Source organism: Sulfitobacter dubius (assembly GCF_900113435.1).
Taxonomy (GTDB): domain Bacteria; phylum Pseudomonadota; class Alphaproteobacteria; order Rhodobacterales; family Rhodobacteraceae; genus Sulfitobacter; species Sulfitobacter dubius.
In genome coordinates, this window is sequence record NZ_FOPG01000001.1 from 614,200 (window position 1) to 636,308 (window position 22,109).

The 22,109-nt window shown below is 57.8% G+C and carries 24 protein-coding genes and 1 tRNA gene; 7 read left to right on the forward strand and 18 right to left on the reverse strand.

The genetic code is table 11. The features are described 5' to 3' along the window. Positions 1 to 49 precede the first annotated feature (49 nt). From olsA to BM229_RS03035, 3 genes are all read right to left on the reverse strand, one after another. A complete protein-coding gene (olsA, locus tag BM229_RS03025; RefSeq protein WP_093926204.1) occupies positions 50 to 886 on the reverse strand; it encodes a lyso-ornithine lipid O-acyltransferase in 837 nt (278 codons plus the stop codon). After that, a complete protein-coding gene (gene olsB / locus BM229_RS03030; protein ID WP_093926205.1) occupies positions 883 to 1,641 on the reverse strand; it encodes an L-ornithine N(alpha)-acyltransferase in 759 nt (252 codons plus the stop codon). The genes olsA and olsB overlap by 4 nt, the downstream gene beginning before the upstream one ends. A 151-nt stretch (positions 1,642 to 1,792) precedes the next feature. Continuing rightward, positions 1,793 to 1,975 (reverse strand): DUF3553 domain-containing protein, encoded by a 183-nt coding sequence (locus BM229_RS03035; protein ID WP_093926206.1) that lies wholly within the window; start codon positions 1,973 to 1,975, stop codon positions 1,793 to 1,795. A gap of 29 nt (positions 1,976 to 2,004) precedes the next feature. Here BM229_RS03035 and BM229_RS03040 point away from each other — a divergent pair, with 29 nt between their 5' ends. After that, complete coding sequence (locus tag BM229_RS03040) at positions 2,005 to 2,607, forward strand: histidine phosphotransferase family protein (RefSeq protein ID WP_093927191.1); 603 nt, start codon at positions 2,005 to 2,007, stop codon at positions 2,605 to 2,607. Positions 2,608 to 2,610: 3 nt separating this feature from the next. Here the strand turns inward: BM229_RS03040 and BM229_RS03045 are convergent, their stop codons facing one another. The 8 genes from BM229_RS03045 to BM229_RS03080 all read right to left on the reverse strand — a co-directional run bounded on the left by BM229_RS03045 (position 2,611) and on the right by BM229_RS03080 (position 9,692). After that, positions 2,611 to 3,876: a glutamate-5-semialdehyde dehydrogenase gene (locus BM229_RS03045; protein WP_093926207.1), complete on the reverse strand. Its 1,266-nt coding sequence runs from the start codon at positions 3,874 to 3,876 to the stop codon at positions 2,611 to 2,613. 33 nt (positions 3,877 to 3,909) lie between these two features. After that, entirely contained in the window at positions 3,910 to 5,016 is a 1,107-nt protein-coding gene (gene proB / locus BM229_RS03050; RefSeq protein ID WP_093926208.1) for a glutamate 5-kinase, read from the reverse strand. Then, complete coding sequence (gene obgE / locus BM229_RS03055) at positions 5,004 to 6,038, reverse strand: GTPase ObgE (RefSeq protein WP_093926209.1); 1,035 nt, start codon at positions 6,036 to 6,038, stop codon at positions 5,004 to 5,006. The genes proB and obgE overlap by 13 nt, the downstream gene beginning before the upstream one ends. Positions 6,039 to 6,068: 30 nt before the next feature. Then, positions 6,069 to 6,605, reverse strand: a complete 537-nt coding sequence (locus BM229_RS03060) for a GNAT family N-acetyltransferase (protein WP_093927192.1) — start codon at positions 6,603 to 6,605, stop codon at positions 6,069 to 6,071. A gap of 296 nt (positions 6,606 to 6,901) precedes the next feature. Further along, complete coding sequence (gene rpmA, locus BM229_RS03065) at positions 6,902 to 7,171, reverse strand: 50S ribosomal protein L27 (RefSeq protein WP_093926210.1); 270 nt, start codon at positions 7,169 to 7,171, stop codon at positions 6,902 to 6,904. Positions 7,172 to 7,183: 12 nt separating this feature from the next. Then, the gene (locus BM229_RS03070) at positions 7,184 to 7,873 is read right to left on the reverse strand and encodes a 50S ribosomal protein L21 (protein WP_093926211.1); all 690 of its coding nucleotides are present in this window, start codon (positions 7,871 to 7,873) and stop codon (positions 7,184 to 7,186) included. Positions 7,874 to 8,079: 206 nt separating this feature from the next. After that, positions 8,080 to 8,889, reverse strand: coding sequence for a DUF2059 domain-containing protein (locus tag BM229_RS03075; RefSeq protein ID WP_093926212.1), 810 nt, complete (start codon positions 8,887 to 8,889; stop codon positions 8,080 to 8,082). After that, positions 8,889 to 9,692: a DUF2059 domain-containing protein gene (locus tag BM229_RS03080; protein WP_093927193.1), complete on the reverse strand. Its 804-nt coding sequence runs from the start codon at positions 9,690 to 9,692 to the stop codon at positions 8,889 to 8,891. The genes BM229_RS03075 and BM229_RS03080 overlap by 1 nt, the downstream gene beginning before the upstream one ends. A 184-nt stretch (positions 9,693 to 9,876) precedes the next feature. On the opposite strand from BM229_RS03080, the gene BM229_RS03085 reads away from it, so the two are divergent. After that, positions 9,877 to 9,966, forward strand: a tRNA-Ser gene (locus BM229_RS03085). An 804-nt stretch (positions 9,967 to 10,770) separates the two neighbouring features. Here the strand turns inward: BM229_RS03085 and BM229_RS03090 are convergent. Next, entirely contained in the window at positions 10,771 to 11,676 is a 906-nt protein-coding gene (locus BM229_RS03090) for a LysR family transcriptional regulator (protein ID WP_064216756.1), read from the reverse strand. Between the two features lie 157 nt (positions 11,677 to 11,833). Between BM229_RS03090 and BM229_RS03095 the strand changes: the two genes are divergently transcribed. From BM229_RS03095 to BM229_RS03105, 3 genes are all read left to right on the forward strand, one after another. Next, positions 11,834 to 12,610, forward strand: a complete 777-nt coding sequence (locus BM229_RS03095; protein WP_093926213.1) for a CmcJ/NvfI family oxidoreductase — start codon at positions 11,834 to 11,836, stop codon at positions 12,608 to 12,610. Between the two features lie 42 nt (positions 12,611 to 12,652). Beyond that, positions 12,653 to 13,435 carry an SDR family NAD(P)-dependent oxidoreductase gene (locus tag BM229_RS03100; RefSeq protein WP_093926214.1) on the forward strand — a complete coding sequence of 261 codons (783 nt, stop codon included), beginning with the start codon at positions 12,653 to 12,655 and terminating at the stop codon, positions 13,433 to 13,435. A 65-nt stretch (positions 13,436 to 13,500) separates the two neighbouring features. Further along, entirely contained in the window at positions 13,501 to 15,369 is a 1,869-nt protein-coding gene (locus BM229_RS03105; protein ID WP_093926215.1) for a sigma-54-dependent Fis family transcriptional regulator, read from the forward strand. Between the two features lie 210 nt (positions 15,370 to 15,579). Here BM229_RS03105 and BM229_RS03110 read toward each other — a convergent pair whose 3' ends face one another. From BM229_RS03110 to BM229_RS03135, 6 genes are all read right to left on the reverse strand, one after another. Next, the gene (locus BM229_RS03110) at positions 15,580 to 15,882 is read right to left on the reverse strand and encodes a DUF1330 domain-containing protein (RefSeq protein ID WP_064216752.1); all 303 of its coding nucleotides are present in this window, start codon (positions 15,880 to 15,882) and stop codon (positions 15,580 to 15,582) included. A 56-nt stretch (positions 15,883 to 15,938) separates the two neighbouring features. Further along, positions 15,939 to 16,637, reverse strand: coding sequence for a lipoyl protein ligase domain-containing protein (locus tag BM229_RS03115; RefSeq protein WP_093926216.1), 699 nt, complete (start codon positions 16,635 to 16,637; stop codon positions 15,939 to 15,941). Then, the gene (locus BM229_RS03120; RefSeq protein ID WP_064216750.1) at positions 16,634 to 17,305 is read right to left on the reverse strand and encodes a 2-oxo acid dehydrogenase subunit E2; all 672 of its coding nucleotides are present in this window, start codon (positions 17,303 to 17,305) and stop codon (positions 16,634 to 16,636) included. The genes BM229_RS03115 and BM229_RS03120 overlap by 4 nt, the downstream gene beginning before the upstream one ends. Beyond that, entirely contained in the window at positions 17,302 to 17,535 is a 234-nt protein-coding gene (locus BM229_RS03125) for a biotin/lipoyl-containing protein (protein ID WP_005851830.1), read from the reverse strand. The genes BM229_RS03120 and BM229_RS03125 overlap by 4 nt, the downstream gene beginning before the upstream one ends. Before the next feature lie 76 nt (positions 17,536 to 17,611). Next, entirely contained in the window at positions 17,612 to 18,631 is a 1,020-nt protein-coding gene (locus BM229_RS03130) for an alpha-ketoacid dehydrogenase subunit beta (protein WP_064216749.1), read from the reverse strand. A 15-nt stretch (positions 18,632 to 18,646) separates the two neighbouring features. Continuing rightward, complete coding sequence (locus BM229_RS03135) at positions 18,647 to 19,636, reverse strand: thiamine pyrophosphate-dependent dehydrogenase E1 component subunit alpha (protein WP_244152095.1); 990 nt, start codon at positions 19,634 to 19,636, stop codon at positions 18,647 to 18,649. A gap of 292 nt (positions 19,637 to 19,928) precedes the next feature. On the opposite strand from BM229_RS03135, the gene BM229_RS03140 reads away from it, so the two are divergent. Beyond that, on the forward strand, positions 19,929 to 20,864 hold the full coding sequence (locus BM229_RS03140; protein ID WP_244152096.1) for an enoyl-CoA hydratase/isomerase family protein: 936 nt from the start codon (positions 19,929 to 19,931) through the stop codon (positions 20,862 to 20,864). 193 nt (positions 20,865 to 21,057) lie between these two features. Further along, positions 21,058 to 22,044 carry a zinc-dependent alcohol dehydrogenase family protein gene (locus BM229_RS03145; protein WP_064216748.1) on the forward strand — a complete coding sequence of 329 codons (987 nt, stop codon included), beginning with the start codon at positions 21,058 to 21,060 and terminating at the stop codon, positions 22,042 to 22,044. Positions 22,045 to 22,109: the final 65 nt, after the last annotated feature.

A 22,109-nucleotide genomic window follows, 5' to 3' on the forward strand; every position in this document is an offset into this window, starting at 1 on the left:
GGTTCAAGTGGGGCGCGTATATGCCAGCATGCGTCGCAGCGCAAGGGGCTTATTGCGGGCCCGACCGGGGGTCTGCGTGCCCTGCCCGCACGATCGCTTCGCAGCACTGCGCGAGCGTCTTGCGTCCGGTGAAATCCGCCACGGGCAGCGGCGAATGATACACCACTTCGACCGCACCCTGCTGCCGCGCGGCCAGCGTCGTCAGCAAATGCACCCCGAAGGACATATCCCCCCACCATCCATAGAACCGCGCATCTTCGCCCTGTGGCGCGTGGTAGACAACGCTCACCGGCTGGACCGCAATCTCGTTCCGCAGTTCGGGATCGAAGAAGGCTTCAAAGAGCGTTGTCTTGAAGGGCAGCACTTGCAGACCATCGGTGCTGGTACCCTCGGGGAAGAACAACAGCTTATGCCCTGCCAACAAGCGCGTCCGGAAGACCTCTGTCTGGCTGCGCGCCTCGGCCCGGTCGCGACGGATGAAGACTGTCCCAGTTGCCCGCGCCAACCAGCCGATGCCGGGCCAGCCTGCGACCTCGGATTTGGAGACGAAATAGATCCGCTTGGCCGCGTTCAGCGCAAAGATATCCAGCCAAGACGTATGATTGGCCACCACCGCACCGCGCCGCTCCATCGGCGTGCCTTGCCTGATAAACCGCATACCCAATATCCAGAACGCCGCGCGGCACACGGTCTGGGTTATATAAGGCGTAATGGGCCGGTGCAGCCCAAAGATTGGCCGCTCGATCAGTCGAAACGTCAGTAGAACAACCAAACCGCCAAAGACCAGTAGCGCCAAGGTTGTCCCGCGCAGAGCCACACACAGCATCCCTGTGAGGGTCAGGCGCAACTTTGGCGGCGGCTGATCGCTGTCCCACGTCGTGGTCATACAGCGCCGCCGTTATAAATCCGAGACTGGCGCGCATTCATCTGGTTCGTATCAAGGATCAGGCAGACATCCGTGGTGTTAAATGCGCGGTCGATATAAGCGCCCTGCCCCACACAACCGCCAAGACGTAGGTAGGCTTTGATCAGGCTCGGCACCGCGAGCATGGCTTTGCGACGGTCGAGATCGGCCTCTGAGATCAAATCCATCGGCGCAAATTCTCGGGCGCAGACGCGCAACTCCGAAGGTGCGAGATGCCGATGATGCAAGAGTGAGAGAGGCTCTGCCAAAGCCGCCGTATCCGTGCCATGAAAGCTCGCAACACCGAACAGGACCTCAATCTCATGCTCTGCCACATAGCGTGCCAAAGCCCCCCAGAGATGATGCATCGCAGCACCACCGCGGTAAGCCGGATCAAGACAGGACCGCCCCAATTCCAACAGCTTACGCCCCGATTGTTTCAGCGGCGACAGGTCGTATTCCGCCTCCGAATAGAACCCGCCTGCCCGCTCCGCCATATCGCCACGCATCACGCGGTAGACGCCAGCTAGCTTGCCGTTTCGCAGATCCGTCAACAGAAGATGATCAAAGAACGGATCAAACCGGTCCCGCTCAAGCCGTGCCGCGTGGTCGACCATTGCGCCACCGCCGCCCAACTCTTGGACAAAGACCTCATAGCGCAGCCGTTGCGCGGCCTGCACATCGGCGTCCGTTTGCGCCAGTCTGACCTGAAATTCTGCTGCAACGCCCCGCGGCATCGGCCAATCCTGTGCCTGAAAACAAGTTCTCCGCCTGATAGGCAATCAGCCCCAAAGGCGCAACACTTGCCAGATCAACCATCAGCCGTTACTCTATTTTAAGTTGCAAGATGCAATATTTTTTCCACTCTTAAGGATTTGGAAAGGGTGATCACTCATCAAAGACTGGCATTAGTTCTAAGCGAGAGCTGTCTATGACCACCTTACCTTGGTCGCGAAAGTTGACCGTTACCTTGCCCCCGATGTTGCTTTGCACTTGGCCTATACCCCAGTCGGGGTGTTGCGGATGCATGACCAACATGCCCGGGCTAAGCAGCGCATTCAGATCATCCATGATGTTTCCAATCATTCAGGGAGGCCATGATGGGCCAGTATAACCTCGACCTGCCTGCGCTTATCGGCAGCCGTATTTGCCACGACTTGATATCGCCAATTGGCGCTATCAACAACGGACTTGAATTGTTAAATATGGCGGGCACCGGGGCCGCCTCGGGGCCAGAGCTAGAGTTGATCGGCCAAAGCGTCGAAAGCGCCTCTGCGCGGATACGATTTTTCCGCATCGCCTTTGGGGTCGCCGGTGATCAGACCATGGGTCAGGGTGAGGTGACGTCGATCCTACGTGACCTATACACTGCCACACGTATCGAGGTTGATTGGCAAATTACAGTATCTCAGTCACGCAACGATGTGCGAATGGCATTCCTTGCACTGCTGTGTATTGAGACGGCTTTGCACCATGGCGGGCGCATCACCGTCACCCAGCGGGAGGGCGAATGGCGGCTGCAGGCTGAGGCTGACAAGATCGCACTTGAGGATGATCTTTGGTCACTTCTATCGCGAGCAGATCAAGACAAGCAGCTTCAGCCCGCGCAGGTACAGTTTGCGTTACTGCCGATCCTCGCGCAGGCGCAGGGAAAAGAGGTCCGCCTACACAGCGCGAATACCGTTTTGAGCCTGTCTTTCTAGGTTTCAGCTGCGGACCGTACCGTCACCACGCACAAGATACTTAAAGCTGGTCAACTGCGCCGCGCCAACCGGGCCACGGGCGTGCAACTTACCTGTCGCGATGCCGATCTCAGCACCCATGCCAAACTCTCCGCCATCGGCGAACTGGGTAGAGGCATTGTGCATCAAGATCGCGGAATCCAACCCATTAAAGAACTCCGCAGCGGTTTTAGCATTCTCGGTCAAAATGCAATCGGTATGCCCCGACCCATATTGGCGAATATGATCCATGGCAGCCTGTGCGTCTGGCACCGTCCGCGCGGCGACAATCATATCAAGATATTCTTGGCCCCAGTCCGCATCGGTCGCCGGAACAGTGCCAGCAATACTCTGTAGCCCAGCATCTGCGCGCACTTCGACACCTGCGTCGATCAGGGCGCGGATCACACCATTGCCAATAGATTTTGCAATATCTTGATGGATCAGCAGGCATTCCGCCGCGCCACAGATCCCAGTGCGCCGCGTCTTGGCGTTCAACACAACCTTAAGCGCTCTTTCCGGATCGGCCTCAGCGTCGATGTAGATGTGCACAATCCCCTCGAGATGCGCAAAGACCGGCACCCGCGCTTCGCGCTGCACCAAGCCGACCAGCCGCTTGCCGCCACGCGGCACGATCACATCAATGGTTTCGGTCATGGTGAGCATCTCACGCACAGCTGCACGGTCGCGCGTCGGCACCAGTTGCACCGCATCTTCCGGCATCCCCGCATCCCGCAGCCCCTGCTGCAAACAGCGATGGATGGCACGGGAGGAATGAAAACTCTCGGATCCGCCGCGCAAGATCACCGCGTTCCCGGCCTTGAGGCAAAGTGCGCCCGCATCGGCCGTCACATTCGGACGCGATTCATAGATAACACCGATCACCCCCAAGGGCGTGCGGATGCGCTGAATGTTCAAGCCAGTCGGCTGGTCCCATTCCGCGATCACCTCGCCCACCGGGTCAGTTTGCTCTGCGACTGAACGCAGCCCATCGACCATGCCGCGGATGCGGCCTTCGTCCAGCATCAAACGGTCAATCATCGCGTCGGTCAGACCCTTCTCGCGCCCAAAGTCGAGATCTTTTGCGTTGGCAGCGATAATATCAGCGCGCTCTTTCCAAACGGCTTCGGCGGCACCGATCAATGCTGCGTGCTTGCGCTCCGCACTGGCGGTCGCCAATTGCGCCGCAGCCGCCCGGGCACGCGCTCCGATATCGGCCATCAATTCAGAAATATTATCTATCTTTTTCATGGCCTTATGCCCCTGCCTTGATCTTGTTCGCGCCTATAGCGCCATATCATCCCTGTGGATTAGTGCCGCGCGTCCCGGATAGCCCAAAACCGCTTCTATTTCCGCGCTCTTATGGCCTTTGATCTGTTCAATCTCTGCTGCGGAATATCGGCTCAGACCACAGCCTACCGCATGCCCCGCAAGGTCATACATTGTAATACTGTCACCGCGCTCAAAGCGCCCTTTGACTGCCGTCACCCCTGCGGGCAACAACGACGTCCCCCGCGCCAAGGCAGCAACCGCACCGGCGTCGAGCGTTACACCGCCGCGAGGTTTCATCGCAGCAATCCAGCGCTTGCGTGCGGCCTGCGGATCGCTTTGGGCAGTGAACCACGTGGCATTCCCGCCCGTTTCCAATGCGGTAAGCGGGCGGAGGACAAAACCATCGGTGATCGCCATCGCACAACCTGCCGCAGTTGCGGTCCGGGCTGCCATCACCTTGGTCTTCATGCCCCCTTTAGACAGGCCCGACCCGGCATCTCCTGCCATCGCCTCAATCTCAGGCGTGATGCTGTCGATGACGTCATAGCGTTTCGCGCTTGGATTTTGCGTTGGATTCGCGCTGTAAAAACCGTCTACATCAGACAGAAGGATCAACTGATCCGCCCCCACCGTCACAGCGATCTGAGCGGCGAGCCGGTCGTTGTCACCAAAGCGAATTTCGTCGGTCGCGACTGTGTCATTCTCGTTCACGATCGGCACCACCCCAAACGAAAGCAACTGCTCCAGTGTTGCGCGGCTGTTTAGATAGCGGCGGCGGTTAGCGCTGTCTTCCAAGGTGACCAAGACCTGCGCAGTCGTAATCTCATGCGGGGCCAGCACCTCTTCGTACGCGCGGGCAAGTCGAATTTGTCCAACTGCAGCGGCTGCTTGAGCCTGTTCCAATGCCAAGACGGTCGGCGGCAACCCCAGAACGCCGCGGCCAAGCGCAATGGAGCCTGACGACACCAGCACAACATCGCAGCCCAAGCCCTTGAGCCACAATACATCTTGCGCCAGTCCGACAAGCCAATCGCGACGCAATGCGCCGCTGTCGCGGTCCACCAAAAGGGCGGAACCGATCTTGATCACGACACGGCGGGCGGAGCTTAGGGTTGCCAAGTCTCTTCTTCCTCGGAGATGCGGAAACGCAGGCGGTCATCGTCGATATTCTGGCGCAGGGTGCGAAGCACCTCAATGACGCCCTCACCGGCCACGCCTGACATCATCATAACATCGCCACCGCAGGCTTTTTGCAATTCTTTCAAACGTGTTGCACGCTCATCTTCATCCAATGCATCAACCTTGTTAAGCACTGTGACCCGCGGTTTCTCTGCCAAATCGCCGCCATAGGCCTCCAGCTCGCCGATGATCGTATGATAATCTTCGGCAACAGTCTCGGATGTACCGTCGATCAGGTGCAACAACACCGCGCAACGCTCCACATGGCCTAGGAAAAGATCGCCTAAGCCGCGCCCTTCGGAGGCCCCTTCGATAAGGCCGGGAATATCTGCTACGACGAATTCCGTGTTGTCCACTCCCACAACCCCAAGGTTCGGATGCAGCGTGGTGAATGGGTAATCCGCAATTTTGGGCCGCGCGTTGGAAGTAGCAGCAAGAAACGTCGATTTACCCGCATTCGGTAAGCCCAACAGACCTACGTCAGCGATCAACTTCAACCTCAGCCAGAGCGTGCGTTCGACGCCTTCTTGACCGGGGTTTGCCCGACGGGGCGCTTGGTTGGTCGCGGATTTGAAATGCAAGTTACCCCAGCCGCCATTGCCACCGCGCGCAAGCTGCACGCGCTGCCCCAGCTCGGTCAGGTCGGCGATGACGGTCTCCTGATCCTCGTCGAGGATCTCCGTGCCCACGGGCACCCGCAGGATGATATCGTCGCCGTCCTTACCGGTCCGCTGTTTGCCCATGCCGGGCTGGCCACTTTTAGCAAAGAAGTGCTGCTGATAGCGGAAGTCTATCAGCGTGTTCAGCCCATCGACCGCTTCGGCCCAGACAGAACCGCCCGTACCACCATCACCGCCATCCGGACCACCATATTCGATATATTTTTCGCGGCGAAACGACACGCATCCGCCACCGCCTCCACCGGATCGAATATAGACTTTGCACAGATCGAGAAACTTCATGGTCTTGCCTTTCAGGCGCGGGATACGGTCCTACAGCTTACGACTATAGGTCCATGTGGGTACGGCAGCATCGCGGGCCAAGCAATAGGTTTCCGCGTCGCCAAGATAGACAAACCCTGCATTGGTCAGAACTTTGGCCGAGGCTGGGTTGTCGTGGAAGACAGAGGCAAAAAGCGCGTCATTTCCCAAAGGGTTCGCATTCACCAGCGCCTGCACCGCGTCAGAGGCAAGATGCGTATTCCAGAACGCAGGCGCCACCCAGTACCCGACCTCGGACTGGTTGCGATCAAGCCGTGTCAGGGAGATTACCCCCATGACTTCGGAGCTGTCCGCCCGGGTGCCATCCATGACCCACACATCTTCTTCGCGGTCATCGGCCATGGCGCGTGTCACATAGGCCTCTACGCTTCCGGGCGGCAACGGGTGCGGGATAGACGACGTCGCATTGGCGACACGCGGATCGCTGGCGTACATTTCTATCATTCCCATATCCGAGCGGCGCACAGGGCGCAGATCGAAACGGTCGGTTTCGATCACGGGTTGGTTAACTATAGATTCCATCTGCATCGTCATGCTCCTCCTCCGAACAGACTGAATAACGGGCGGGTGGCCAATCTGCGCACTCCGGCCATGATCACGCTAATTCGCTGCGAAAATGCGACCTGACTTTCGGCACAAACCTCCCTGCCGAACGTAACGATCTCATAAAATTCACACAGTAATCGCCCCTGAGGGTCAAAATTGCTGGCGGGCCAAGATGGCCGCTTAGCTGATACGAAATACATGGGAATATTCCCTGAAAAAGAAAAGGGACCGGCGGTATCGCCGATCCCTGAATTTTTTCAAACCCTGTGGGGTACGGCTTATTCAGCGGCCTCCGCGCGTGGCAGAACCGAAATAAACGTGCGGTTTTTCAAACCTTTGTGGAAGGTCACAGCACCGTCTACAACAGCAAAGATCGTGTGATCTTTACCCATGCCGACGCCTTCGGCTGGCCAAAACTTGGTGCCGCGCTGACGCACGATGATGTTGCCAGGGATAACGGCTTCGCCGCCATATTTCTTAACGCCAAGGCGACGACCAGCTGAGTCGCGCCCGTTACGGGATGAACCGCCTGCTTTTTTATGTGCCATCTCGGTCTCTCCTTAGCCTTTGGTCTTTTCTTTGGCCTGATCGACCCAGCCTTCACGCTGGATACGGCCTTTGAAAGACAGTTTCTCGTCAACTTCAGCGATATCCGCTTCGGTCCATGCTGCGATCTGCGCAAAGGATGTGACCCCCGCTTCGTGCAGCTTCTTCTCAAGTGCCGGGCCAACGCCGCTCAGCTCTTTCAAGTCGTCAGAACCCGCGTCGGCCTTCTTGGCCTTAGGCGCGGTTTTTTCAGCCTTCGCTTTGGGTGCGGCGGCCTTCTTGGTTTTGGCCGGCTTCGCAGCGTCATCAGACTTGCCGGTGATCGCGGCAACAGCGGCAGCGCTTACGGAGCCGGTACCGATGGCAGCAGCAACGCCCGACTTCTCTGCACCAGAGGCGAGGATATCGGTGATCTTGATCAGGGTCAGTTTCTGACGGTGACCTTTGGTACGCTTGGAAGAGTGCTTCCGGCGACGCTTGACGAAGTTGATAACCTTCTCGCCTTTGATCTGGTCAACGACTTCGGCCTGAACGCCTGCATCTTTAACCATAGGCGCGCCGAGCACAGGGCTGTCGCCGCCGAGCATCAGAACTTCGTTGAACTGGACTGTTTCGCCAGCATTGGCCGCAATACGTTCAACCCGCAGCATATCGCCGGATTGCACTTTGTATTGCTTGCCGCCTGTCTTGATGACCGCAAACATGCGTCTTCCTTTTCTGTCATCCGCGTTCTGTGGCCCCCGCTTGGGAGTTGTGGAATGGCTTTCCTGCCGATCCGCCTCGAACAGCGCGCCCATGGGGCGTCATTAAAAATCAATCCCTAAGACGGATTAACCGCCGGGATGCGGGCTTATCTTCGGAATGGCTGGGTAAGTCAAGCAGGTTTTCTATCGCTGGATCAGCAAAGCTGTCAGAGGTTCTCAGCCACCATGTTCAATGCCACAGCACGGCCCAATGCGTAAGAGATGTCCTCATATGCGTGGCCAAAACCGTCGAAAAGTGCGCGATTCAGGGCACCCCCTGCATCGGTTTCGGAAAATGCGGCATAGCGTTGAATCTCGGCGTCGCTCAAGGGGTGATAGGCCAGCAGCATGTAGGCATGTGCCCAAACAGAGGTGTCCTCGGTCACCGCATCAAGGTCACCGCCAATTTCAGAGAGCAGGTCTTCGTCGCTGTCTTCGAGCGCGCCGCCGTCGCGCATACCGCGTAGAAACTGAAAATTGCTATTAAGCGCCGTGCTAACGTTGCGGTCGACCATATCGGCAGATGTAATCAAGCGGCGGATCAAAGCAAGCCGTGGGTCATTTTCCCCAGCCAGTACCCCATAGTTTGCCCGCGCGATCTGCTCGACTTCACGCTCCGCAATGGCGGCGCGGGCGGCATTTTCCAATGCGACGATCCGGCCGCCGAGCTCTGTAGTGTAAAAGTCGATTGCGTCCTCTACCGCGGAAGGGCTCATCGTTTCTTCGAGCGCGCGGCGCACGGCCTCTACCATCCGCTCGGGGTCATGGATGCTCTCAACCTGCAACTCCCAACCCGGACCGCCCTGCCCGCCTAGCATGTCTTGGTTCAACGTTTCCGCATGGGCCTGCCCCTCATCGCTTAGGATCGCTGCCGCTTCGCGCAGCTCCAACAGATCGACGAGAACGGTCATCCGCGCGTCGGCCCAAGCGGGCAGAGCCACAAGCCACAGAAGCGGGACAGAAATCCATGCGCGCATCAGATATCCTGACTGGGTTGCATCGCCGCAAGGCGAGCGGCTACGGCCTCGAAACGGTTGGCCATGATCTCATATTGAACAGCATTCATCAGGGTATAAACTTGCTGCATCTTCGGATGCTCCAGCGCATCGGCATAGGCCGCAAGATCGTCGTCCGAAAAGGATTGATAGGTATAGGCGGCATTGGCCAGCGCATTCGCGGCAATCTGAGCGCCTAAGTCATCCGCCTGTGCGCGCATCACCTCGCGCAAGTCAGGTTCTTCCATCTGCAATTCGATCACCCCGGCACCGGCAGCGGCGAGTAGGAACCGTATCTGCACCTCCTGAATGGCCCGAACGGATATTTCCTCAACATCGCTGGCAACATTTAACCGCCGCAAGGTCTCTAACCGAGGTGAATCAATCTGCTCTAGCCCCGCAATGATGGCTGCGCCGCTTTCGGCCTTCAGCCCGTCATCCTCTGTCATATGCGCTTTATTTTCTACGTCGACCAAACGCGTGCCCAGATCGCTCGCGTAAAAGCTGGCGGCGTGATCCAACAGATCGTCGCTCAGCGTTTCGGCCAATATGTCCATCGCCATGTCATGCATCAGCTCGGTGTCGAACACATCCCCAACCAGCCGTGACCATTCCGATCCAAAATCCTCGGTCTGAAGTCCCAGCATCTCGGGTGCGGAATCGGCAGAAAGCCGGATACTATCCAACGCGACGTCAAAGCCGGTCACTTCCAAAAACCGCTCCAGCGCACCGCGATCAGCTGCGCGCAATGGGTGGGCAAACGCGATCAGCGCAATGAATGCCATAACGAAGGGGGCGATAATCAGACGATTTTGACGGAACACGGGCTGTCCTTTCGGAGAATTGTAACCCTAAACTTAGGCCTTCCCAACCCCGGCGCAACGAAAATTCAATAACTTTCAGTTGATGCGCAAAACCCCTCTTGCCACTGCCTGAAAAGGCGACTAAACGGGCCACCCAGACCCCCGCGGAGAGGTGCCGGAGTGGTCGAACGGGGCGGTCTCGAAAACCGTTGAGCCTTCACGGGTTCCCAGGGTTCGAATCCCTGTCTCTCCGCCACTATACCACTGATAAAGCTCGTAAAAATGCGATCTCAGGGCGTAGTGAGCCCGCTTCTCGCGATGCTTCGAATAGTGAAAAGCGTCATACTATGACACCTTTTCCACCTTCCGAGTGCGCCGACTATGCCCCCTCTGGTCGCCTTCTATGACCTCTATCCCATGTTTAGAGTGCGTGACCACGCCGGGGGGTAGAGCCGCACTTACCTTCCCCAGGCACAGCGGCACGGGCACCACGTCACATCACGCCGCTCCTGAAAGAGCACAGGGTGATGCAAATAAAGTTCGAGCAGTTTTGTATCGGGTATGCTTGGTCGCGACGAGATCAAGAAGAAGTCGCCGCCGGGTCGGGCTCCACGGGAATTTGACGATCCAAACGACGCTTCCGGCCCCAACCGGACTCTCAACACGCAATACGTATGCTGCGGTGCGGCCATTCAAGGGAGACATTCGCTGCGACCGTGGGTACCAAGGGCTTCGATTGTATCGCGATGGCAAAGCCTGCACCAGAAACAGCCAATTTGTCGCAGAAACCTTTGAGCACCCTCCGTGGGATCGACCAGCGCATTGGCGCTACCCCCAGAACGCAACCGTTATCTGAGAACTAAGTTGAAGCTTTAAGGTCACGCTACATCGTCACATGAAACTTCCCCTATTCCGAGTAAATGCGCGATATTTGTTGCAGTGACGAATAGGACGTTTTGCCCCCGAAATGTGCTCTGAATACCCAACACACCGGAACTGCAAGTGCACCGAAACACCTGCGAGTTTGAAGATTGAAGCCATGCCTCGAAGAGGCTTGGTATCATATCGACCAACCAGATCGGTTTCCCAACCGTTTGATCAGGAAATCAATGAATATCCTTGTTTTGGGAGTCAAAACATTGGAGCGGGGATAGACCAGCCAAAGGACCGTCGCTTCGTTCAAGGACCATTCCGGAAGCACACGGACCAGGCGTCCTGCCGCGATTTCGTGTTCGATGTTCCACAGCGAACTGATTGCAATTCCGACCCCTGATACCGTCGCCTCGCGCTGCGCGTCGCCGTCATCGACGATTGTGCGGCATGTCATGGCTTGCGGATCAAGCTTTGCAATTTCACCCTCGGTGCTAAGCAATTCCCGTGGTTCAAGGTTGGACCATGCAATGAAACGGTGACTCGACAAGTCGGATGGGTGCGTGGGCGTACCGTGGGTTTCCAGATAGCTTGGCGATGCACACAAAACACGGGTGTCATCCGACAGCTTCCGACCCTTCAAGCTGCTGTCCGCCAGTGGGGCACTTCTAAGGGCCAAATCAAAACTGCCTTCGATGGCATCAAAGCTGGTATCCGACAGGCGCAGGTCCAGCGTCAAATCGGGGAAAAGGGTTTGGAATTCGGGCAAGAGTGGCATGATGTGCAACTGTGCGAAACTGCTGGGCGCCGCAAAGCGCAACGTGCCTTTCGGGCCGACATCCGTGCCACCAAGTGCCGCCTGTGCGGCCTCTGACTGCGCGAGAATTTCGCGAGCATAGGGTAGAAAATCCGCCCCTTCCAGTGACAATGAAACCTTGCGGGTGGTGCGGCGTAGCAGCTCCACCCCAAGCTCGGTTTCCAACTTGGCGAGGCGGGCGCTTGCCACGGCAGGTGCAAGGCCAAGTTCACGACCCGCAGCGCTGATATTGAGCCGCTCTGCTGCCATTACGAACAATCGCAGGTGATCGGTGTCCATCTATTATACCCAAAATCAAGAAAGTGAACTCCACTCTCGGCAGTTTATTGCGCGAAGCACAAGATATAAATTCGCATCATAAGGATGACATCAACTCAAGGCTTTTGCGGTAATCCGCCGAGCAGACTGGCCCGATCATGATGGAAAGGAGTCTCTGATGACACTGACCGGAACCGTAAATTATCACGTCCACAAGCCGTTTCGGCAGGCGTTCGAAATTGATGTGGATGGCATTGCTGGCAACCTCATCGAGCCGGAGTTTTCCGCAGCCAAAATCGCAGTGAAGGATCAACGGAACTGCGAGGCCGCCACGGATTTTGCAGAGGATGGCTTTGCTTATGCCAACTCCCCAACGGCTATATTGGATTTCAAAGGTGGCAATTGGCAAAGCCAATATGATGCCGAACTGGCCGATCTATTGAAACAGGAAGTTGGCGCAAAAGAGGTGATCACCTTTGATCATACAGTGCGCATCGATGATCCGCAGGCCAAGCGCCGCCCGGCCCGCCACGTCCACAGCGATTATAGCCGCGAGGGTGCGGAAAGGCGTCTTGTGGATATTCTTGGCCCTGGACAGGCCGATGAATGGGCGCAGGGTCATTATGCCTTTATCAACGTCTGGCGCCCGCTCGCGAACCCGATCAATTCTGCACCTCTTGGCTTCATTCGGCCGTCGACGGTCAGAGACGCAGATTGGATCGTGATTGACTTGATCTACCCCGATCGCAAAGGCCAGGTGATGGGGTTGGCAAAAGACGACGCGCACGAATGGGTTTACCGCTCACGGATGACGCCTGACGAGGTCGCGTTTTTCAACATCTACGACAATTCCGGCCGCCCCTGCGTTGGCCACAGTGCGATTGATCTGATCGAGGACCCGACAGTCACGACGCCCCGCCAAAGCATCGAGAGCCGTACGTTGGTTCGCTATTAGAGAGCGCCCACCCGCGCCTTGCACAACTGAGGAGACATTCACATGACCAAGACAATTCTTATCACCGGCGCGACGGACGGGATCGGCCTTTTGACTGCCAAGACGCTGACTGCTGACGGCCACAACGTCCTGTTGCACGGCCGCAGCGCGGACAAGTTGGAAGCCGCGGCACACGAGGTCGGGGGCAATCCGGAAACCTACCGCGCTGACCTTTCGTTGCTGGAGGATGTTAACGCCTTGGTGGCAGATGTCCGTGCCAAACATGACACCCTGGATGTGTTGATCAACAATGCCGGTGTTCTGAAGGTTCCCAACACACAGACGGACAGCGGGCTGGACGTGCGTTTCATGGTCAACGCAATCGCGCCTTGGGCTTTGACCGTTGGACTGCTGCCGATCATCCCAAAAGACGGTCGCGTGGTGAGCCTTTCCTCAGCAGCACAAGCGCCCGTCAACATCAAGGCCATGCGCGGTGAGCAACAGCTTGGCCACAATGAAGCCTACGCGCAAAGCAAGCTGGCGTTGACAATCTGGTCGCAGGAATTGGCGCGCGAACACCCCGACGGGCCGATGTTTATCTCGGTCAACCCGGGGTCTCTCCTTGCCACAAAAATGGTCAAGGAATCCTATGGAATGGCGGGCAATGACCTGCGCATCGGGGCTGACATCCTGCGCCGTGCGGCAATGTCTGAGGAATTCGCCAACGCCTCGGGGCAGTATTACGACAACGATGCCGGACGCATCGCACGGCCTCATCCCGCAGCCGCCGACCGCGCACATATCGCGCAACTGATGGCGGCTATTCGCGAGCTGGCTGGCGCTTAAGGCGTCCCAAAACGTTTGCCGATCAAGGTGATTGCGCATTAAGATAAGAGTCGGGAGGAGACGTGATGAGAGGTTTCATTACCTCAAATCAAACGGATGCGATTGCCGCGTCCTGGGACCGTTGTGCGCGGCAGTATAACCTGCGGCACGATACCGGGCGGCCTATCATGCGCCTCCAATCCTCCGAAGTTGCCCCCCGACTTGAACAGATTGTCGAGAGCACCGGCGGCAGGCAGGGCTTCTTTCAACATCTCGCTTCGGTCGCGGGCGAAATCGGTCATTGTCTGGTTGTCACCGACGCCGATGGCGTCTCTGTTCGGATTGAGCATAGCGGGGCGACGAGTGGCTCTGACGGATGGAACGGCATCGCCCTTGGGTCATGTTGGGACGAACGCGTGGCCGGTACAAACGGCGTATCCATGGCCTTGCGGACGGGGCACGCAATCACTGTGCGCGGTGCGGATCATTACTTTTCGACGCTCAGACAGTTCGCCTGTACCGGCGTTCCGGTGCTGGATGCCAGCGGGGGGATGATTGGTGCAATCAATCTTGTCTCTGTCGATCGGGGCAATCGCGCCGATTATCTGTTTGGGCAGCAGCTGTTGGCAAAGACCGCGCATCGCATTCAGCGCAACCTGTTTGAACAGGAATTCAACGACGCGATGCTTGTGACGGTCTCGCGTGTGGGGCGTGATCACGTCCTATCCGAAGATGCACTGGTCGCCGTGAACGAGGCAGGGATGATTATCGGTGCCACTTCGACCGTTTCCGCCTGCATTGACGGTGCAAACGCTGCATCGCTGAGAGGTCAGGCGTTCGAGGCGATCTTTCACGTCGACAGCAATCGGCTGGTGAATGTGCCCGAGAGGGTACTTTCGATTCCAGCCAATCATGGGGCCGCCGTGAACCTGACGGTTGCTTTGCCGAAGACCGCCGCACCCCAACGGGTGTCCAAGCCGCTGCCGCCCGGCCCTGCGCGCAAACGGCGCTTGCCACCATCGCTACAGCAGTTGGCGACCGGAAGTCATAGCATGGCTGCCGCCTGTCGCCGTGCGCGAACCATGTTGGAAGACACAGCCATGCTGCATCTGGAAGGCGAAACCGGAACCGGGAAATCCGCGCTTGTGGCCGCGTTGCTGCAAACCGATGCCCCTGACGCACCGGTTTTCGATCTGGATTGTGCGACGCTTAGCGACTGTGACGCCGACACAGACCATTTGCGCAGGGTCATTGAGCAAGCCCGCGTCGTTTCAAGAATGTCCTATGGCAAGGGCGTCCGCGCTACCTTGGTGTTTGACAATGTGGACGAGTTGCCGGGCGCTTCGCAGGCAGAGCTGCGACGTTTCTTGAATGAACAGGAAGAGCACCGCCACCAAGGGGAAGACCTTGGCCAGGACAGGTGCCTGCGTGTGGTTTCCACCAGCCGCAAACCTTTGATAGGCGCCGTCAATGCAGGGCATTTCAGAGACGACCTATTGTATCTTCTAACAGGCTCAAAGGTCTTCCTGCCCCCCCTCCGAAGGCGTGAACATCCCGAGGTTCTGGCACAGGCCCTGTGCGCGCAGCTGACCGGTTGCAACGTCACCTTCAGTGCCGAGGCCAAAGATGCGCTTTGTCGCCTACCGTTCCATGGCAATGTCCGCGAAATGCGCGGCGCGCTTCAAAACGCATTGGCAACGGCACAGGACAACCGGATCAACCTGCTTGATTTGCAACAAGCCTGTGTTGGCGCTCCTCTGACCTCTGCGATATCGGAACCGGTTTGCGCCATTGTACCCGCCAATCCGGTAACCGCCTATGACGAACGCAGCATGATCCTTGATGCGCTCGCAAACAGCCGGTGGAATGTCAGCGAAGCTGCTCGCGTACTTGGCATGGGGCGCGCAACGATTAACCGGAAACTGATAATGTACGAGATCCGGCGGCCGACCTGAAGCAGGCCGGCCCAACGTCGCCTAAATATGGACCGCCTGTCAAAGGCGACCAGAGCGCGTTGTTCCGTCATTTCGCCGAACCTCGCGTGCGAGGCGTGATACTGTGCAGATCACAATCACATTGTGGGTTTATTTGACTTTTCTTGGCGTCCTCACAGGCCGTCGGCAGTAGCGGAACTCGCAAGGACACCGCTGGGTATCTTAAGGTTCTCAGGCAAGCTCGTCCTTGCCGTCGATGATGAAATGAACGCTGGTCGATCCCTTGTGGCGGGCCTCAAGATAGGGCGCGTAGTCAGGATCATTCACGAAATCGCGGGCGGCTTGCGCATCCGGCCATTCAAGGATCACGCGCAGGGCTGCGGGCTGGTCTTCCCCCTCGACCTGTTCGTGGCTGGTTGTGCGCGCAATATACTTGCCGCCATGTTTGGCGATGATCTTGCCGACCGGCTCGATATAGCCGGGTATCCAGCTGTCGTCGGTGGGTGTCACGGCCAGAACTGAATAGGCTGTCATGGATTGGTTCCTCCTCTTTGGTTTCTTTTACCCTTGTTGTTCACGCGGGTTTGGGTTCAGGCCGCTCGGCGACCTAAATGCTGTGTTGCGCGCAGAATAACGCGCTGTGCTATTTCATTGAGTGATGCGGCCAATGTGTTCATCGGATCACGCTGCGACGGGATGGCCCTGTCCAACGTCGTGTGAACACCCGCGTCGATTGGGCCAAGGGAAAGGTCGCGGTGAAACGCATCGACGGCTGCGGCCCCGGCGGCCAGATCGCCCTCCACCAAAATCAGCGCATGCGCCAGAATGCGGCGCTGCCCGTTGCCAACAGGGCGTATGCGCTGTGCCGTGCCAACTACTTTGCGGCCCTTCAGGGACAGGTTCCACGCCCCGTCACAAAAGCTGTTCGGGGTCGCACCCGTCGCCCAACCGGCGGGGATTGCATTCTGAATGATCCGTGTGATCAGGCGGTAACCATCCTCGATGGAGAACGTCCGATCAGCGGTAAACGCCAGCGCGAGGTTTAACACCCCCGGCCCTTGGGGGACCGCGCCGCCGCCCGTGGGGCGCAGATGCAACGGCCAGCCGCGCGTGGCTGAATTACGCTTCGCCGTTTCAAATCCGGGCTTGAGCCTCAGGCTTGCGGGACAGACAAGCGCGCGGCGGCGTGGGCTCCAGAGACAAGTTACAGCGCCTTGCGCCGCGAAGGCCGCTGCCTCAAGGGCAAGCCCCTCGGCCACGCCCTCCACATATGTGAGAGGTGCGTTCACACCGCCATCCTTTCGATCTCTTCGCAGATGGAAGTCAGCAGATCACCCGCTGGTGCACCATCAAGCGCGCGATGATCAAAGGTCAGCGACAGGCCCACATGGGGGCGCAACTCGATCCCACCATCCTCGCCCCGTACCGCGCGATCCGTAATGCGCCCAATACCAAGGATGCAGATTTGCCCCGCGTTGATGATCGGCGTGAAATGTTCCACCCGCGTCAGACCGAGGTTGGAGACGGTGAATGTGCCGCCGGTCATTTCTGTCACGGTCAGCTTGTTAACCTTTGCCCGTGCGGCCAGATCCTGCCGCGCCGCACGCAATTCGGTTACATCCATCGCATCGGCACCGAACATGGCAGGGGCGACCAACAGATTGCCAGGCAAGGCGATAGCCACCGACAGGTCAACCGCATCAGACAGATGCACCTCGCGCCCCTCGACACGCCCGTTTGCGTCGGGGTTCTTTTTCAGGGCGCGCACCACGGCCAGCATCAACAGATCCTCAACAGATATCTTGGTACCTGCCGCGCCCAGACGGGTTTTTTCTGCCATCAGCGCCTTCGCATCGGCGCTGCCGTGGTGGGTCAGCTGCGCGGCCGTCGCTAAGCTTTTGGTCATGGCATCCGCGATCATGCCGCGCACGCCTTTGAGAGGGACGACCTTGGTCATTCGACCGACCCGATGACGGCGCCCTTGGGCACAACGGCATCGGCCTCTTCCTTGATCCGCAGGGTGCCAGAGGCTGGTGCGTTAATCTCGTATTGCACTTTGGCGGTCATAATCTCGACCACCAACGCGCCTTCTTCGACGGTCGCGCCATCATCAGCAAGCCAGCCGGTGATCACTGTTTCTTCGTCCTCTTCCCAGAGGTCGGATGGGATGACGATATCTGTTGCCATTTGAAGTGTCCTTTCCTGTTCGGGGTCGCGCTGCATGCGACCCCGTTGATTAGTGATTTGTTGGTTTTGGTTTGGCTTAGGCCGCTTGCATCTCGTCCCAGGCAGCGACGATCTTGTCAGGGTTGGGCAGGCAGAACTGCTCCATCACCCGCGCGAATGGGATCGGCACATCGGGGAAGGCAACGCGTTTTGGCGCGGCCTTGAGAACCGAGATATCATGCTCGGTCACGGAGGCGATGATTTCGCCGGACAGACCATAGCTCATATAATCCTCGTCGACGACGATCAGCCTGCCGGTCTTGGCGACGCTGGCGCGGATGGTGTCACGGTCCAGTGGGACAAGGCTGACAAGATCGACGACTTCGGCGCTGACACCTTGTTCTTCAAGCTTTTTTGCCGCCTTCAGCGCGTTGTGAACGCCCATTCCGACACTGACGATCGACACGTCCTTGCCCTCGCGCACGACCTTGGCCTTGCCGATTTCCAGCGTGTAAGGCTCTTCCGGCACATGCACGGTCGCCCCCGCCTCGGTGCCAAGCCAACCCATGCCCTGTAGCCCCTTGTGGTACATGTAAACCACCGGACTGTCGTCGCGCATGGCGGCCGTCATCAACCCTTTGGCGTCATAGGCATTGGATGGGGCCACAACCTTCATTCCGGGCAGGTGAGCAAAGGTGCCGTACAGACACTGCGAATGCTGGCCGCCGTCGGAATAGCCACCACCGGTTGAGGTCATCAGAACCATTGGCACTTTCACGTTGCCGCCGGAGAAATAGATGTTCTTGGCCATCAAATTGTAGATCGCATCAAAGCAGACGCCAAAGAAGTCGACGAACATCAGTTCGACCACCGGACGCATGCCATCCTGCGCCGCACCAACAGCGGCACCGATAAAGGCAGTTTCCGAAATCGGTGTGTCGCGGATGCGTTCCGCCCCGAATTCCTCGATTAACCCACGGGTGTTGCCATAGACGCCACCCAGAGGGCCGATGTCCTCGCCCATCACAAAGACGGAGGGATCGATGCGCATTTCCTGTGCGGTGGCTTCGGCCATAGCGCGGGCGATGGTCAGTTTTCTCTCGTTCGATTTGGTCATGTCTCTCCCTCCCGTTTATGCTGCGAACACGCGCGTCAGCGCATCTTCGGGGGCTGCATCATCGCTTTCGCGGGCGAACTTGATCGCGGCATCAACGCGCGCAGCAGATTCTTCCTCGATCGTGTCCAAGTCCGCCTCGCTGGCAGTACCTTCGGCGAGCAATCTTTCCCTCATTTTCGGGATCGGATCTTTTTCAAACAGCGCGTCCTTTTCCCCTTCGGGGCGGTAGGCTTCAGCGTCCCCCATAAAGTGGCCCGCTAAACGGTAGGTTTCACATTCCAGCAGCGATGGGCCTTCACCCGCTCGTGCTCGGGCAATCGCCTCGCCTGCTGCTTCAAAGATGGCATAGGGGTCGTTGCCCTCAATCCGTTTGCCGGGGATGCCATAAGCCGCCGCGCGGTCTGCATGGCTGCCGATGCTGCTGGCGGTTTCTTTGGCGACAGAAATGCCCCAGCCGTTATCCTCGACCACGCAGATAAAGGGCAGGTTCCAAACGGCAGCGAGGTTCATCGCCTCGTGCCAGCCGCCCTGGTTCACCGCGCCTTCCCCAACGAAAGCCACGGCGACGCCCGGCTTGCCTTGCATCTTGCGGCTGAGCGCCGCCCCCACGGCGGGGCCCATACCCTGCGCGATAATACCGGAGCAGGCAAAGTTCACATTGTCATCAAACAGATGCATGTGTCCGCCACGACCACCGGATAAGCCGGTTTTTTTACCGAAGATCTCGGCGGCCATTTTATCCAGATCGACGCCTTTGGCGATGGCCTGATGATGTGGACGGTGGGTGGCTGTGACCACATCCTCGGGAGTCAGGTGCGCACAAACCCCCACCGCCACTGGCTCCTGCCCGTCGGACAGGTGCATTTCACCGGGAATTGGCCCATTGGCCATGTTGAACGCCGGTGATTTTCCCTCGAAATAGATCTTCGCAATGGCCTCTTCGAACCTCCGGCTCGTGACCATATTGCGATACATCCAATGCTGTTCTTCGCGTGTTGGTGACATGAATTCCTCCTCCCATGTGCGCGGCCTCTCCCTGCCGCATTAACGCTATGGTGAGGATTGATCCTGTTAGGCCGCAAAACAACGGTGCTGACGCCCACGCGGGGCTTGATCGCGCAAACTGTCTCATCATGAGACAGTTTGAGACACATTGAGCCAGAGTGTGGTGCACCTTGAGCAGGAATTGGTCTGCGCGTCGAAGAAAGACGGACATCGACTCAGCATTAAAGCCGTTATGCAATTTATATTCAAAATCCGAATTCTGTAGCTCATTTCACCCCCGTTTATCCAAGATTTGGATCATCTCATCATAGGGGGACGAAAAAGAGCTTCGGCTCACAACTCAAGCCCTGCGCAAAACAGGGCACCACAACGGAGAGATGCTATGAAGTACGAGAATTTCACAACGTTTAGCGTCGATGTCAAAGATGCCATCGCTACCGTGACGTTCGATTATGGAACGGTCAACATCCAGGGACAAGAGATGCTCGCAGACCTGAACAGCCTTGCCATGCGGCTTGAGCGGGACCGCGATACAAAAGTTGTAATCTTCCAGTCGGCGCACCCCGAAATCTGGGTGGCGCATTACGACACGGAGCTTCTTAAAGATATGGCGATCGAAGCCGTTTCGCGCGAAAACGCGGTATTGCTTGACCTACAAATGGTATGCGAACGGATTAGCAGGGTGCCGCAAGCGACCATTGCGAAGCTGGAAGGGTTTGCACGTGGCGGCGGCCATGAACTGGCACTGGCGCTCGACATGCGGTTCGCCGCGCGTGGCAAGTACAAGTTTATGCAAATGGAAGTGGGCATGGGCATTCTGCCCTGTGGAGGCGGCGCGTCTCGTATGGCCCGTCAAACCGGTTTGGGCAAAGCGTTGGAAATTATCCTTAGCGCAAATGATTATGACGCAGATGATGCGGAACGGTTCGGCACAATCAACAAGGCGCTCGAGCCCGATGAGATCGGCCCCTACGTTGACGCGCTGGCGCAGCGCATTTCCAAATTTCCCGCAGCTTCGATTAACGCCTGTAAGCAGATGGTTTACGAATCTATCGACAAACCGATTGAAGAAGCCCTGAAGGCAGAGGCCTATTGGCTTTATCAAGCGACCAGCAAAACCCCGGCCATCAAGCGTTTCACAGTGGCTGACGAACAAGGGCTTGAGCACGACATCGAGAACCAGCGCAATTGGGGCGATCTGGTCATGAAGGTTCAAGACATCAATTAGATTTTCTCTCCGAGGTCACTACTCAAGAACCGCGCCAGTATTCACGGTGCGGTTCTTTCTGTTTGGTCGCCGTCCACGCGCAGATGACAGCATTACCTTCAGAATCCGAAAACTGAACTCCGAATTGCACCGATTACCCAAGTATTCAGACGTGTTAGTTCTGTGTCAACAAACACATCGAAAGGAAAACCCGATGAAAACCATGGCCCTCTCCGAATACGGACCCAACTCCCCCTTTGCATTGACCGAGCTGCCCAAACCAACCGCAGACACCGGTCATGTGATTGTTCGCGTTCAAGCAACCAGTATCAACACAATCGACATGATGATCCGCAATATGGGCACGGACCTTGGTTTTGCCCCCGCTACACCTGCTGTTTTGGGCATGGATTTTGCTGGCACGATTGAAGAAGTCGGCGAGGGTGTGACCGGTTTCGCCGTGGGCGACGAAGTATATGGCTGCGCCGGTGGTCTGGCCAACCTTCAGGGCGCTCTGGCGGAATACATGCCGGCTGATGCACGGCTGATCGCGAAAAAGCCGAAATCCCTATCCATGCGCGAAGCGGCCGCGATCCCGCTGGTCGGGATCACCGCTTATGAGGGGCTCAAGCGCGCTGGCGTTGGCAAAGGCCAGAAGGTGCTTGTCCATGGCGGGTCTGGCGGTGTCGGGCACATCGGCGTGCAATTGGCGCGTGAGTTCGGCGCAGATGTCTATGCCACCGATAGCGGCGATGAACGCCTATCTGTTGTGCGAGCCCTTGGTGCCGAAGCGATCGATTTCAAAGCGGAGTCCGTCGAGGACTACGTCGCCAAACACACAGGCGGCACAGGTTTTGATGCGGTGCTGGATACAGTCGGCGCTGGCAACCTGACGAACTCATTCAACGCGGTCGCCCTGAACGGCCACGTGGCCACCACCCTCGCGCTGGCAGAGCTTGACCTGTCCCCCGCCCACCTGAAGGGTGCCTCACTGCATGTCGTATTCATGCTGATCCCGATGTTGCATGACAAAGACCGCGCAGACCACGGTGCAATCTTGGCCGAACTGGCAAAGCTGGTTGATAGCGGCGCATTGAAACCGGTCGTGGATGAGCCCCAGTTTACCCTTGAAGAGGTCGGTGCAGCCTATGACCGGCTTGCCAGCGGCAAGGCAATCGGCAAGGTGGTCGTGGACGTATAACGCACCACAAGGCGCGTTCGGCATGGCGCGGCGGGCTTCGGCTCGCCGCGCCATTCGTTTTTCCG

Bases quoted from the DNA above. Each gene is read 5' to 3' on its own strand.
- BM229_RS03060 (WP_093927192.1), bottom strand. From the start codon at position 6,605: ATGCAGATGGAATCTATAGTTAACCAACCCGTGATCGAAACCGACCGT.
- BM229_RS03070 (WP_093926211.1), bottom strand. From the start codon at position 7,873: ATGTTTGCGGTCATCAAGACAGGCGGCAAGCAATACAAAGTGCAATCC.
- rpmA (WP_093926210.1), bottom strand. From the start codon at position 7,171: ATGGCACATAAAAAAGCAGGCGGTTCATCCCGTAACGGGCGCGACTCA.
- BM229_RS03110 (WP_064216752.1), bottom strand. From the start codon at position 15,882: ATGACAGCCTATTCAGTTCTGGCCGTGACACCCACCGACGACAGCTGG.
- BM229_RS03045 (WP_093926207.1), bottom strand. From the start codon at position 3,876: ATGAAAAAGATAGATAATATTTCTGAATTGATGGCCGATATCGGAGCG.
- BM229_RS03080 (WP_093927193.1), bottom strand. From the start codon at position 9,692: ATGGCATTCATTGCGCTGATCGCGTTTGCCCACCCATTGCGCGCAGCT.
- BM229_RS03135 (WP_244152095.1), bottom strand. From the start codon at position 19,636: ATGTCACCAACACGCGAAGAACAGCATTGGATGTATCGCAATATGGTC.
- olsA (WP_093926204.1), bottom strand. From the start codon at position 886: ATGACCACGACGTGGGACAGCGATCAGCCGCCGCCAAAGTTGCGCCTG.
- olsB (WP_093926205.1), bottom strand. From the start codon at position 1,641: ATGCCGCGGGGCGTTGCAGCAGAATTTCAGGTCAGACTGGCGCAAACG.
- BM229_RS03130 (WP_064216749.1), bottom strand. From the start codon at position 18,631: ATGACCAAATCGAACGAGAGAAAACTGACCATCGCCCGCGCTATGGCC.
- BM229_RS03145 (WP_064216748.1), top strand. From the start codon at position 21,058: ATGAAAACCATGGCCCTCTCCGAATACGGACCCAACTCCCCCTTTGCA.
- BM229_RS03090 (WP_064216756.1), bottom strand. From the start codon at position 11,676: ATGGACACCGATCACCTGCGATTGTTCGTAATGGCAGCAGAGCGGCTC.
- BM229_RS03125 (WP_005851830.1), bottom strand. From the start codon at position 17,535: ATGGCAACAGATATCGTCATCCCATCCGACCTCTGGGAAGAGGACGAA.
- BM229_RS03075 (WP_093926212.1), bottom strand. From the start codon at position 8,889: ATGCGCGCATGGATTTCTGTCCCGCTTCTGTGGCTTGTGGCTCTGCCC.
- BM229_RS03105 (WP_093926215.1), top strand. From the start codon at position 13,501: ATGAGAGGTTTCATTACCTCAAATCAAACGGATGCGATTGCCGCGTCC.
- BM229_RS03100 (WP_093926214.1), top strand. From the start codon at position 12,653: ATGACCAAGACAATTCTTATCACCGGCGCGACGGACGGGATCGGCCTT.
- obgE (WP_093926209.1), bottom strand. From the start codon at position 6,038: ATGAAGTTTCTCGATCTGTGCAAAGTCTATATTCGATCCGGTGGAGGC.
- BM229_RS03040 (WP_093927191.1), top strand. From the start codon at position 2,005: ATGGGCCAGTATAACCTCGACCTGCCTGCGCTTATCGGCAGCCGTATT.
- BM229_RS03120 (WP_064216750.1), bottom strand. From the start codon at position 17,305: ATGACCAAGGTCGTCCCTCTCAAAGGCGTGCGCGGCATGATCGCGGAT.
- BM229_RS03095 (WP_093926213.1), top strand. From the start codon at position 11,834: ATGACACTGACCGGAACCGTAAATTATCACGTCCACAAGCCGTTTCGG.
- BM229_RS03035 (WP_093926206.1), bottom strand. From the start codon at position 1,975: ATGGATGATCTGAATGCGCTGCTTAGCCCGGGCATGTTGGTCATGCAT.